Origin of the sequence: Streptomyces sp. KR55, from assembly GCF_052245645.1 — a bacterium.
GTDB lineage: Bacteria > Actinomycetota > Actinomycetes > Streptomycetales > Streptomycetaceae > Streptomyces > Streptomyces flavusporus.
Genome location: NZ_JBQQCE010000331.1, coordinates 1 through 11137, shown reverse-complemented (window position 1 = coordinate 11137; position 11137 = coordinate 1). Strand labels below are relative to the sequence as shown.

The following is an 11137-nucleotide window of genomic DNA, read 5'->3' as shown; positions in this document are numbered from 1 at the left end:
AAGTTCAGCTGGAGCCGTTTGGCGGTACCGATCCGCCAGTCGGACGGGACGGTGAAGGTACGGCGGTACCACATGCGGTCCTCGTGCCGTTCGACGCCCGAGAGCTGGGATTCGACGGGGTAGGGGACGAGGATCTCTTCGTCGAGGTTCCGGCCGAACGGCGGCTGCTCCCCGGCCCGTGCGGCGGCGAACTGCCAGGTGCCGTTCAGGTTCCGCCAGCTGTCGCGGGTGAGCTGGGGACGGGGGTACTCACGGTGGGCGTTGTCCGGGGTGACGTCGTCGGCCCACCTGGTGCGCAGCTGATGGGTGGAGTGGTTCGGGCCGCTGCTCCAGAAGGCGTTGACAACGTTGCCGTCCCTGCCGGCTAGGCCGCCTTCGCCGTCGTAGCGGACGTCCGCGAGGCCCGGGGCGGTGCCGGTCCTGTTGCCGACCACGGGTTCGTCGAGTGCCACGAGCAGGGACCTGGGGGCGGCGGGGTCGACGTGCGCGTCGCCCAGGGGCCAGGTGGCGCCGCCGATCACGGCGTCCAGGTGGTCGGTGAGTCCGGCGGGCGGCGGGGCCAGTTCCTGGGCGAAGTCGAGGCGGAGGGTACGGCCGTCCGGAAGGACGGTGGTGGCGATGGCGCCGTCGTAGTCGTAGCCCTCGGGCAGGAGGAACGCCGACTGCGGGACGGCCGTCTTGGTGCCGCCCGGCGGGGTCCAGCGCAGATGGAGGTTGGAGCCTCCGTAGTGCTCGAAGTACTCGACCTTGATGTCGTAGGCGCGGCCGGCCGTCAACTCGACCGGCTCGCTGGTCTGTTCGCGGTCCCAGTCGTCGACCCAGTGGTCGATGACGGGCCGGTCGTCGATCCAGAGCCGGAAGCCGTTGTCGCCGATGATCGAGAAGGTGGTGGGGCCGGTCTTCTCCGGCACGATACGGCCGGTCCAGCGGACGCTGACGTCGTCCGAGCGGCCGGTGGCGGCGCGGAGTCGGGACTCCAGGGAGTCGAAGTCGAGTCGGGGGTCGAATCCGGTGGCCTTGAGCTCGTGGAAGTCGAACGTGCCGGGCGCCGAGTGCGTGTAGTACTCGCCCTTGAGGCCGTGGACGTCGACGGGGTCGTCGGCCGCCGTGGCGGCCGGTGTTGCGGCCAGTCCGGTAATGCCCAGCACGGCTGCTAACAGCAGTGCGAGGCGGTCTCTGAACGGTCTGATGCGCACGAATCCTCCTTGACCGAGGAAGGAAGGGTGGTGGCGGCTCACCGCTTCAGTCTGTACAACGTTGCAAACACAGCAGTTGGCATGACAGCACGCCCACCGATCCCTGTCCAGGTTCATGACAAACGCTCCGCCGTCGGAGCCGTCACTCTGCCGAGGAGGCCTCTTGCCGGTGAGCCTGAAGGACGTGGCCCAGCGCGCCGGCGTCTCGATCAAGACCGTGTCCAACGTCGTGAACAACCATCCCCACGTCGCCCCCGCGATGCGGGCCCGGGTGCAGGCCGCCATCGACGAACTGGGCTACCGCCCGAACCCCACCGCGCGCCATCTGCGCAAGGGGCGTACGGGCATCATCGCTCTGGCCGTTCCCGAGCTGGGCAACCCCTACTTCGCCGAGTTGGCCGGCGCCGTCATCGACGCCGCCGCGGAGCACGAGTACACGGTCCTGCTCGACCGCACGGGCGGCCGACGGGACAAGGAGGTGCTGGTCAGCCAGGGTTTCCGGACCCGGGTGATCGACGGGCTCATCCTCAGCCCGATCGAACTGGAGGCCGCGGACCTTCAGGGGCGCTCCGACGACGTGCCCCTGGTGCTGCTCGGCGAGCGGGAGTACGACGCGCCCCACGACCACATCGCCATGGACAACGTGGCCGCGGCCCGCGAGGCCGTACGGCATCTGCTCGGCCGGGGCCGCACCCGCATCGCCTGTCTGGGGGCGGGCACGGACTCCGCGAACCGTCCGGCTCATCTACGACTCCAGGGCTGGCGCCAGGAGTTGACGGCGGCCGGGGTGCCCGCGCCCGACAGCCTGGTCGTGCCCGTCGGCGGGTGGGACCGCGCCGACGGGGCGCGGGGCATGGCCCGACTGCTGGACTCGGGCCTGCGCCCCGACGCCGTGTTCGCGTTCAACGACCTGATAGCCATCGGTGCGATGCGGACCCTGCACGAACGGGGGCTGCGGGTGCCCCAGGACGTGGCCGTGGTGGGCTTCGACGACATCACCGAGGGCCGGTTCGGGGCCGTGTCCCTGACCACCGTCTCACCGGACAAGCAGGCCATCGCCCGCATGGCGGTGGCCTCACTGCTGCGCAGCCTGTCGGGGAACGGCGAGCCGGCCGGGCGTGAACTCACCGCCCCGCACCGGCTGGTGGAGCGGGAGAGCACGCTGGGCGGTGTCAGGGCCCGTCCGGCGGATCAGGTCGGCTCCAAGGGGCGGTGACTGATCGGCGCAGGTGAACGGTGTCAGGCCCCGCGATTCCGGCATGATCCGCGGGCAGGCCCTAAGCGGGTGATGCGTGAGACGCCGTGCGCCCTGCGGGGCATGCATGAGTGTCTCCGGCCTTATCCGGCCGGCTCTGCGGACACGACGCGTTGGAGGCGAGTGATGAACGAAACAGCCGATCAAGCCGACCCCACGACCGACGAAGCCCAGGTCCCGGTCCTCATCGTCGGCGGTTCCCTGGTCGGCCTGTCGACCTCGCTGTTCCTGGGCCGACTGGGTGTCCGGCACACACTGGTGGAGCGTCATGCCGACACCTCCATCCACCCTCGCGGCCGCGGCAACAACGTCCGCACGATGGAGCTGTTCCGGGTGGCCGGCGTCGAGCCGGCGATCCATGAGGCCGCCTCCACCCTGGCCAAGAACCACGGCATTCTGCAGGCGCCCACCCTGGTCGGCGACGCGGGCGACTGGCTGTTCAAGGAGATCGACCCGGGCGGCGGACTGGCCCGCTTCAGCCCGACGTCATGGTGTCTGTGCAGCCAGAACGACCTGGAGCCGGTCCTGCTGGACCATGCCGCGGGACTCGGCGGCGACCTGCGCTACTCCACCGAACTGGTGGCGTTCGACACCGACGCGGACGGCGTCACCGCCTTGGTCAAGAGCCGGGAGACGGGCAAGCACAGCACCATCTGCGCGGACTACCTCGTCGCCGCCGACGGCCCCCGCAGTCCCGTCCGGGAACAGCTCGGCATCGGCCACAACGGCCCCGGTGACCTGTTCCACAACGTCAGCATCACCTTCCGGTCCCGTCGTCTCGCCGACGTGGTGGGCGACCGTCGCTTCATCGTCTGCTACCTGACCCGCCCGGGTGCCGACGGGGCGCTGCTGCCGGTGGACAACCGCGAGAACTGGGTCTTCCACGCCCCCTGGCACCCCGAAGACGGCGAAACGACGGAGGAGTTCACCGACGAGCGGTGCGCCGACCACATCCGCCGCGCGGTCGGGGACATGGACATCGACGTGGAGATCACCGGAAGGGCGCCCTGGCACGCCGCCCAACGGGTCGCCCGGAGCTACCGGTCGGGACGCGTCTTCCTGGCCGGCGACTCGGCCCACGAGATGTCCCCCACCGGAGCCTTCGGCTCCAACACCGGTATCCAGGACGCGCACAACCTCGCCTGGAAGCTGGCTGCCGTGCTCGGCGGCTGGGCAGGTGACGGACTTCTGGACACCTACGACATCGAACGCCGTAGGGTCGCCGAGGCGACCAGCGCCCGCGCGGCCGCCCGGTCGGCCGAGCACAGCCACCCCGGCTACACCCCTCCGCCCACCGCCGGCAACGCGCCCCAGCGCGGCATCCTCAACATCACACTCGGCTACCGCTACCCGAAGGGCGCCGTCGTCGGCGCCGATCCCACGACGGCGGTCGTGCCCGAGAAGCTGGCCCTGACCGGGGAGCCCGGCAGCAGGGCACCCCACCTGTGGGTACGGTTCCGGGGCGAACGGATCTCCACCCTCGACCTGTACGAACGGTCCCTGGTCCTGCTCAGCGACGCGGATGAGCCGAGCGGATGGCACGAGGCCGCCACACGCCTCGCCGAAGAGATGTCGGTCCCGCTCGTCTCCTACCGGGTGGGGATCGGACCCGGCAGCGAGCTGGCGTACGAGGACGGTGCGGACTGGTCGGAGGTCCACGGCACGACACGCGCAGGGGCCGTACTGGTCCGGCCCGACGGGTTCGTCGCATGGCGGTCGCCAGGTGCGGTCCCCGATGCCGAATCGACACTCCGTCAGGTCGTGAGGACGGTCCTCGCATTGACCTGACCTTCGTCACACGAGCACGACGTCGCGCCGACGGCCCATGCTGTCGGCGCGACGTCACGCTGTGGTGCCCAGGCGCCCCGTTCACCCAGGTGAGCTCCTTGAGTGGTGGGAGGCCGACAACTGACTGACGGTTGATCACGTCAGGCCGGGTCACCTCAGCTGACGAAGCGCCAGCTGCCCGGCCGTGGCGAAAGGATCCACATATGCGCTCAGCACGCATGCTCCTGGCCACCGCGGCGGCCTCGGCCGTCCTCACCATGACCGCACCCGGCGTCTACGCAGCCGAGGACTGGGACCACGACGACTCGTCTTACAGCAAGGAGCACGACAACGGAGGCAAGCACGACTCGGGAGGCTACAAGGACAGCGAGCACGACAAGGGCGGCTGGAGCAGCGACCACGACAAGCCCCACGGCGGGATGCACACCGGCGGCGGCGCGCTGGACGCGCCCACGGTGACCGCGGGTGGCCTGGCCGTTCTGGCCGTCGCGGGTACCGGCCTGTACGCCGCGCGTCGAAGGAACTCGGCACACGGCACGGCCTGACCCATGCCGGACGCGATAGCAGCCGCAGGCCGGGCCGCCACGCGTGCACCGTGTGGCGGCCCGGCCGGCTTCCCGCCCGCCCCGTCCGCCCTGTTGCCGTGCACTAGTGAGGTGGTCTCCGATGCCGGCTCAGCCTTCTTCCCCCACCGACGACGAGCAGGTGCCGTCCGGCCAGGGGTCCCACGGAGGCGTGATCGTGCTGTGTGCCGTGGCTCTCCTGCTCCTGACGGTGCGCCTGATCGGCGGCGACGACACGCCGTCCGGCACCTCCCGTCCGGCACACGCCCCACCGGCGCCACATGCCACAGCGCCGGCAACGCCTGGGCCGCACGCGGCGGGAAGGCACCTGCCGCGGTCGAAGCCGGTGCGCCTGCTCATCCCGAAGATCTCGGTCGACGCGCCCTTCACGGACCTTGCCATCGGCCCCAACGGGCAGCTCGAACCCCCGCCCGCCCACGACGTCAACCTCGTCGGCTGGCACGCCAAGGGGGCCAGTCCCGGAGAGGCCGGCACCTCGATCATCGCCGGGCACGTCGACACGGCCACGTCCCCCGCCGTCTTCGCCGACCTCGGTGCCCTGCAGAAGGGGGACGTCTTCCACGTCGAACGAGCCGACGGGCGCACGGCGTCCTTCGTGGTCGACAGCGTGGAGATGTTCGCCAAGGACCGCTTCCCGAGCCGGCGTGTGTACGGCGACACCCCCCAGGCCCAGGTCCGGCTCATCACCTGCGCGGGTGATTACGACCGCACGGTCAAGGACTACACGGACAACCTGGTGGTCTTCGCTCATCTCGCGTGAGCAGACCTGGTTGTCCGTCAGGTGTGCGTGCAGGCAATGCGTCGGAGCTTCCCCGCCCTACGGGTGCGGATCCGCGCCGCCGGTCACCCACGTAGTCCATACGATTCGCGCACTGGTGGGGACCGGCACAAGATCGAGGCACGCTCACGTCGCATCACCGCAATCGACGTCAGCCTCCCCCTCCCCGCTAAGGAGATGTGCGCAGGATGACCACTTCCGCACTTGCTTCAGAACCGCTGACGCAACAGGTGCCGCACCATGTCTCGCAGTCCGTCTTCGACGGCTCCCGGCTCCGGGTCGTCCTTCTGGTGGACGTCCACGACGGAGCCCAGCAGCAGTTCCTGGAGGCGTACGAGCAACTCTGCAACCAGGTTGCGTCCGTTCCCGGGCATGTCAGCGACCAGTTGTGCCAGTCGATCGAGAATCCCTCGCAATGGCTCATCACGAGTGAGTGGGAGAGTGCCCCGCCGTTCCTCACCTGGGTGAACAGCGAGGAGCACGTGCGGATGGTGGAGCCCTTGCACCGCTGCGTCCGGGACACCAGGTCGCTGCGCTTCCACATCGTCCGCGAGACCGGCGACCCGGCGGAGGACGCCAGGTCCGGCAAGCGCCGGCTCCAGGCATCACCCCGGATCGGGGACGGCATCATCCGGCACGCGCTCACCTTCACGGTCAAGCCGGGCAGTGAGCAGACCGTCGCCAGGATCCTCGCCGACTACGCCGCGCCCGAGCCGCAGGTCGACGACACCACCCGGCTGTGCCGCACCTCCCTGTTCATGCACGGCAACCGTGTGGTGCGGGCCATCGAGGTGCGCGGCGACCTGCTCGCCGCGCTGCGCCATGTCGCCCGGCAGCCCGAGGTGCGGGCCGTCGAGGAAGCCATCAACCCCCATCTGGAGCAGGACCGGGACCTCGATGATCCCGAGTCCGCCCGCGTCTTCTTCACCCGCGCGGCGCTGCCCGCCGTACACCATGTGACGGCGGGCCAGGAAACCGGGCAGGCCGTGCGGCACGCTTTGTACTACCCGGCCCGGGAGGGCGGCGGAATGCGGCTCGCCGAACTGCTCGCCCGGCAGGACGAGGCGGCGGCGGAGGATCCGCACAGCCCGGTGCTGTGCAGCACGATCTTCCAGCGGGACGACATCGTGATGCGGCTGATCGACGTGCGCGGCGGCCTCGACGCCGACCCCGGCGCGGTGCTCGGGCTGACGGACCGCGGTCAGGCAGCCGAGGTGACGGCGCTCCTCGACGGCGACGCCCTCGGTGCCGACGCTTCCACGCCGATGGACGCCGCGCCCGTCGGCCTCCTCACGCTCGCCCGCATGGACCTCGTCACCGACCGCCGCTCACCAGAGGCCTGACCCAGCTCGCGGGGCGCGGCCGCCCGGCCCCCCAAGTCGACACAGCACACGATCGGAGCAACGTCGTGATCAAACCCCGTCTCAACATCGTGGATCTCAGCGAGGTCGAGCCCAACACCAGGCGCGGTGGCGATCTGCGCGCCATGCTCACCCCCACCACGGTCGGCTCCACCAGCGGATTCATGGGCGTGGCCATCGTGCAGCCCGGCGACCGCATCGCGGAGCACTACCACCCGTACTCCGAGGAGTTCGTGTACGTCGTCTGCGGGCAGCTGGAGGTCGACCTGGACGGCGACCCCCACCCGCTGCGTCCCGAGCAGGGGCTCATGATCCCCGCCCACATGCGGCACCGCTTCCGCAACGTCGGCAACGTGGAGGCCCGCATCGTCTTCCACCTCGGCCCGCTGGCCCCGAGCCCGCCGCTCGGCCACGTCGACACCGAGGAGACCGACTCCGTCCCGGTCGCGGCGGAGGGAGCCCGCGCGGGTGCGGGCCGGACGGCCGAACGAGGGGAGGTCCGGTCATGAACCGGCGTGTGGCGGTCACCGGGATAGGCATCGTCGCGCCGGGCGGCATCGGCATACCGGCGTTCTGGGATCTCCTGACCAACGGGCGCACCGCGACGCGGGGGATCACCTTCTTCGACCCGGCCGGCCTGCGTTCGCGGATCGCCGCCGAGTGCGACTTCGACCCTGCGGCCCACCGGCTGGACGGGGAGGACGTCGCACGATGCGACCGCTACATCCAGTTCGCCCTGGCCGCCGGCGACGAGGCGATACACGACGCCGGACTCGACCTCGGCCAGGAGAACCCCTGGCGGATCGGGGTCTCCCTGGGCACCGCGGTCGGCGGCACCACCCGGCTGGAGCACGACTACGTGCTGGTCAGCCACCACGGGGAGCACTGGGACGTGGACCACCGGGAGGCCGACCCGCATCTGCACCGCGCGTTCTCGCCCAGCACGCTCGCCTCGACGGTGGCGGAGCGGTTCGGGGCGCGCGGGCCGGTGCAGACCGTCTCCACGGGCTGCACCTCGGGGCTCGACGCGGTCGGGTACGCCTTCCACACGATCGAGGAGGGCAGGGCCGATGTGTGTGTGGCCGGTGCCTCGGACTCGCCGATATCACCGATCACCATGGCCTGCTTCGACGCGATCAAGGCCACGTCGCCGAACAACGACGATCCGGCCCACGCCTCCCGTCCCTTCGACGCCGACCGCAACGGGTTCGTCATGGGCGAGGGCGGTGCGGTGCTCGTCCTGGAGGAGCTCGACCACGCCCTGGCCCGCGGCGCACACGTGTACTGCGAGCTCAGCGGCTACGCAACCTTCGGCAACGCCTACCACATGACCGGTCTGACCAGAGAGGGGCTGGAGATGGCCCGTGCCATCGAGACCGCCCTCGACCACGCCGGGCTCGACCGCACGGCGATCGACTACGTCAACGCCCACGGGTCGGGCACGCAGCAGAACGACCGTCACGAGACCGCCGCGGTGAAGCGGGCCTTGGGACAGCACGCCTACGACACACCCATGAGCTCCATCAAGTCCATGGTGGGCCACTCCCTGGGTGCGATCGGCGCGATCGAGGTCGTCGCCTGTGTGCTGGCCCTGGCCCACCAGGTGGTACCGCCCACCGCGAACTACGAGACCCCGGATCCCGAGTGCGACCTGGACTACGTCCCGCGCGTCGCACGCGAGCGGAGACTGAACAGCGTGCTCTCCGTGGGCAGCGGGTTCGGCGGCTTCCAGTCCGCGGTGATCCTGACCCGGCCGAGGGAGAGGACACGATGAGCGAACCGCATCCGCGGCGCGCGGCCGTCACCGGAATCGGTGTGGTCGCGCCCAACGGAGCCACTACCGAGAACTTCTGGAAGTCCACCAAGGAAGGCATCAGCGTCCTCGCCCCGGTCACCCGCGAGGGCTGTGAGCACCTGCCGCTGCGGGTGGCCGGCGAGGTACGGGACTTCGAGGCGTCGTCGGCGGTCGAGGAGCGCTATCTCGTCCAGACCGACCGGTTCACGCACTTCGCGATGGCCGCGGCCGACCTCGCGCTGGACGACGCCCGCCTCGGCCAGGCCGACACCGGCGACTCGCCGTTCTCCGTGGGCGTGGTCACCGCGGCCGGTTCCGGCGGTGGCGAGTTCGGTCAGCGGGAGCTGCAGCGGCTGTGGGGAAAGGGCAGTCGCTTCGTCGGGCCGTACCAGTCCATCGCCTGGTTCTACGCCGCCAGCACCGGCCAGATCTCCATCCGCCGCGGCTTCAAGGGCCCCTGCTCGGTCGTCGCCGCCGACGAGGCGGGCGGCCTGGACGCCATCGCGCACGCGGCGCGGGCCGTGCGCCGCGGCACCGACGTGATCGTGGCCGGGGCGACCGAGGCGCCGCTCGCCCCCTACTCGGTGGTCTGCCAGCTCGGCTACGAGGAGCTGAGCACCGTCGAGGACCCGGAGCGCGCCTACCGCCCGTTCACGGAAGGAGCCTGCGGATTCGTGCCGGCCGAGGGCGGCGCCATGCTCGTCGTGGAGGAGGAGACCTCGGCCCGGGAACGGGGCGCGCGTGTGCGAGCCACCCTCGCCGGACACGCGGCGACGTTCACCGGCGCCTCCCGCTGGGAGCAGTCCCGGGAAGGCCTCGCCGAGGCCATCCGTGCGGCCCTGGACGAGGCCGGGTGTGCCCCCGAGGAGATCGACGTGGTCTTCGCGGACGCCCTCGGCGTACCGGAAGCGGACCGTGCGGAGGCGCTGGCGATCGTCGACGCCCTCGGCTCCCACGGCCGGCGCGTGCCGGTCACCGCGCCGAAGACCGGTATCGGCCGGGGCTACTGCGCGGCGCCGGTGCTGGACACGGCGGCGGCGGTGCTCGCGCTGGAGAACCACCTGATTCCACCCACCCCCAACGTCTTCGACATCTGCCATGACCTCGACCTCGTGTCCGCCCGCGCCCGTGCCGCCGAGCTGCGCACGGCGCTGGTCCTCAGTCGGGGACTCATGGGGTCGAACTCGGCGCTGGTGCTGCGGCACGGCGCCGTCGACGCCTCGTAGCGAGGCGTCACAGTGCAAAGGAGAGTAACCGCATGAGTGACCGAATCACCGTGGAAGAGCTGGCCGAGCTGATGAAGAAGGCCGCCGGGATCACCGTCGCCCCGGAGGATCTCCAGCAGCAGTACAACTCCGGCTTCGACGCCCTCGGCATCGACTCGCTCGGACTGCTGGGCATCGTGGGCGAGTTGGAGAACCGGTACGGCACGCCGATGCCTCCCGACGCGGAGCGCAGCAAGACGCCACGGCAGTTCCTCGACCTCGTCAACAGTGCCCTCATGACAGGAGCGTGACATGGCCGGACACACACAGAACGAGATCACCATCGCCGCGCCGGTGGACCTGGTCTGGGACATGACCAACGACGTGGAGAGCTGGCCACAGCTGTTCAGCGAGTACGCCTCCGCGGAGATCCTGTCCACGGAGGGGAACAAGACCACCTTCCGGCTGACCATGCACCCCGACGACAACGGCACCGTGTGGAGCTGGGTCTCGGAACGGGAGACGGACCGCGACACGCTCAGCGTCAAGGCCCGCCGTGTCGAGACCGGGCCCTTCGCGTACATGAACATCCGGTGGCAGTACGAGGAGGTACCCGAGGGCACCCGGATGGTGTGGACGCAGGACTTCGAGATGAAGCCCGACGCACCGGTCGACGACGCCTGGATGACGGACAACATCAACCGGAACTCCAAGGTCCAGATGGCCCTGATCCGGGACCGCATCGAGCAGGCCGCGGAACGCCGGCGTGTGCCGACCCTGACCGACTGAGCCGAACGGAAGACAGCACGATGCACCACACCCTGATCGTCGCCCGCATGGCGCCCGGGTCGGCCCCGGACATCGCCAAGGTGTTCGAGGAGTCGGACCGAGGAGAGCTGCCCCACCTCGTGGGCGTCTCCCGGCGCAGTCTCTTCCAGTTCGATGACGTGTACCTGCACCTCATCGAAGCCGAACGGGACCCCGCACCCGCCATCGCCAAGGTGGCCGGGCGTCCCGAGTTCCGTGACATCAGCGAGCGGCTGTCCGCGTACGTCACCGCGTACGATCCCGCGACCTGGCGTTCACCGAAGGACGCGATGGCGCGCTGCTTCTACCGCTGGGAGCGGGACTCCACCGCCTGAACGGCCACTCGGCCACCGGCCCCGGGGGGGGAG

General features: G+C 70.4%; 12 protein-coding genes. 11 read left to right on the top strand and 1 reads right to left on the bottom strand.

The annotated features are described in order from the left end of the window. Positions 1 to 1196, bottom strand: a 1196-nt coding sequence (locus tag ACTWQJ_RS35995; protein WP_443310661.1) for a PA14 domain-containing protein, incomplete at its 3' end; no start/stop codon positions are given. A 163-nt stretch (positions 1197 to 1359) separates the two neighbouring features. Between ACTWQJ_RS35995 and ACTWQJ_RS35990 the strand changes: the two genes are divergently transcribed. The 11 genes from ACTWQJ_RS35990 to ACTWQJ_RS35940 all read left to right on the top strand — a co-directional run bounded on the left by ACTWQJ_RS35990 (position 1360) and on the right by ACTWQJ_RS35940 (position 11104). After that, on the top strand, positions 1360 to 2412 hold the full coding sequence (locus tag ACTWQJ_RS35990) for a LacI family DNA-binding transcriptional regulator (RefSeq protein WP_443310660.1): 1053 nt from the start codon (positions 1360 to 1362) through the stop codon (positions 2410 to 2412). Between the two features lie 165 nt (positions 2413 to 2577). Further along, the gene (locus tag ACTWQJ_RS35985; protein ID WP_443310659.1) at positions 2578 to 4239 is read left to right on the top strand and encodes an FAD-dependent oxidoreductase; all 1662 of its coding nucleotides are present in this window, start codon (positions 2578 to 2580) and stop codon (positions 4237 to 4239) included. Positions 4240 to 4442: 203 nt separating this feature from the next. Then, positions 4443 to 4784, top strand: a complete 342-nt coding sequence (locus ACTWQJ_RS35980; RefSeq protein ID WP_443310658.1) for a hypothetical protein — start codon at positions 4443 to 4445, stop codon at positions 4782 to 4784. 121 nt (positions 4785 to 4905) lie between these two features. Further along, positions 4906 to 5583 (top strand): class F sortase, encoded by a 678-nt coding sequence (locus tag ACTWQJ_RS35975; protein WP_443310657.1) that lies wholly within the window; start codon positions 4906 to 4908, stop codon positions 5581 to 5583. Positions 5584 to 5789: 206 nt separating this feature from the next. After that, positions 5790 to 6944, top strand: a complete 1155-nt coding sequence (locus ACTWQJ_RS35970) for a SchA/CurD-like domain-containing protein (RefSeq protein WP_443310656.1) — start codon at positions 5790 to 5792, stop codon at positions 6942 to 6944. A gap of 65 nt (positions 6945 to 7009) precedes the next feature. Continuing rightward, positions 7010 to 7471, top strand: a complete 462-nt coding sequence (locus tag ACTWQJ_RS35965; protein ID WP_385517413.1) for a cupin domain-containing protein — start codon at positions 7010 to 7012, stop codon at positions 7469 to 7471. Continuing rightward, positions 7468 to 8736 (top strand): beta-ketoacyl-[acyl-carrier-protein] synthase family protein, encoded by a 1269-nt coding sequence (locus tag ACTWQJ_RS35960; protein WP_443310655.1) that lies wholly within the window; start codon positions 7468 to 7470, stop codon positions 8734 to 8736. The genes ACTWQJ_RS35965 and ACTWQJ_RS35960 overlap by 4 nt, the downstream gene beginning before the upstream one ends. Further along, positions 8733 to 9983, top strand: a complete 1251-nt coding sequence (locus tag ACTWQJ_RS35955; RefSeq protein ID WP_443310654.1) for a ketosynthase chain-length factor — start codon at positions 8733 to 8735, stop codon at positions 9981 to 9983. Before ACTWQJ_RS35960 ends, ACTWQJ_RS35955 begins: the two co-directional genes overlap by 4 nt. A gap of 32 nt (positions 9984 to 10015) precedes the next feature. Beyond that, entirely contained in the window at positions 10016 to 10273 is a 258-nt protein-coding gene (locus ACTWQJ_RS35950; protein WP_443310653.1) for an acyl carrier protein, read from the top strand. 1 nt (position 10274) lies between these two features. After that, positions 10275 to 10751, top strand: coding sequence for an SRPBCC family protein (locus ACTWQJ_RS35945; protein ID WP_409474316.1), 477 nt, complete (start codon positions 10275 to 10277; stop codon positions 10749 to 10751). A gap of 20 nt (positions 10752 to 10771) precedes the next feature. After that, positions 10772 to 11104 (top strand): TcmI family type II polyketide cyclase, encoded by a 333-nt coding sequence (locus ACTWQJ_RS35940; protein WP_129797855.1) that lies wholly within the window; start codon positions 10772 to 10774, stop codon positions 11102 to 11104. Positions 11105 to 11137: the final 33 nt, after the last annotated feature.

Bases quoted from the DNA above. Each gene is read 5' to 3' on its own strand.
- ACTWQJ_RS35955 (WP_443310654.1), top strand. From the start codon at position 8,733: ATGAGCGAACCGCATCCGCGGCGCGCGGCCGTCACCGGAATCGGTGTG.
- ACTWQJ_RS35940 (WP_129797855.1), top strand. From the start codon at position 10,772: ATGCACCACACCCTGATCGTCGCCCGCATGGCGCCCGGGTCGGCCCCG.
- ACTWQJ_RS35945 (WP_409474316.1), top strand. From the start codon at position 10,275: ATGGCCGGACACACACAGAACGAGATCACCATCGCCGCGCCGGTGGAC.
- ACTWQJ_RS35970 (WP_443310656.1), top strand. From the start codon at position 5,790: ATGACCACTTCCGCACTTGCTTCAGAACCGCTGACGCAACAGGTGCCG.
- ACTWQJ_RS35980 (WP_443310658.1), top strand. From the start codon at position 4,443: ATGCGCTCAGCACGCATGCTCCTGGCCACCGCGGCGGCCTCGGCCGTC.
- ACTWQJ_RS35960 (WP_443310655.1), top strand. From the start codon at position 7,468: ATGAACCGGCGTGTGGCGGTCACCGGGATAGGCATCGTCGCGCCGGGC.
- ACTWQJ_RS35985 (WP_443310659.1), top strand. From the start codon at position 2,578: ATGAACGAAACAGCCGATCAAGCCGACCCCACGACCGACGAAGCCCAG.
- ACTWQJ_RS35950 (WP_443310653.1), top strand. From the start codon at position 10,016: ATGAGTGACCGAATCACCGTGGAAGAGCTGGCCGAGCTGATGAAGAAG.
- ACTWQJ_RS35975 (WP_443310657.1), top strand. From the start codon at position 4,906: ATGCCGGCTCAGCCTTCTTCCCCCACCGACGACGAGCAGGTGCCGTCC.